The sequence below is a fragment of the Psychrobacter sp. 16-MNA-CIBAN-0192 genome (assembly GCF_040309565.1).
GTDB lineage: Bacteria > Pseudomonadota > Gammaproteobacteria > Pseudomonadales > Moraxellaceae > Psychrobacter.
This window is the reverse complement of sequence record NZ_JBEOOX010000312.1, coordinates 1-267: the sequence shown is the minus strand read 5'-3', so window position 1 is coordinate 267 and position 267 is coordinate 1. Positions and strand designations below refer to the sequence as shown.

The 267-nt window shown below is 43.4% G+C and carries 1 pseudogene; it reads left to right on the top strand.

Annotated features, from left to right (window positions below):
- A pseudogene (locus tag AAEY78_RS13380) lies at positions 1-267 on the top strand (mechanosensitive ion channel family protein); the annotation flags it as partial.

Below are 267 nucleotides of genomic sequence, written 5' to 3'. Positions count from 1 at the left end.
GCGTGAGCCGGTCAATCGCTTTACCGAGATTGCATCGTGGCTCGCTATAACGTGGTTATTATTGCGTGTCATCGATGCGATTTTCACGCGTGCTGTTAACTTAAGCTATAAGAAAAACCATACTGAACGGGTTTCGATATTAGGGTTGATGCGAAAAGTTGTTAAGGCCTTACTACTGATATTTGCTGTGATCGTCATTTTTGGTAATTTAGGCTTTGATTTGACAACAGGTATCGCAGCCTTAGGTGTCGGTGGTTTGGCTTTAGC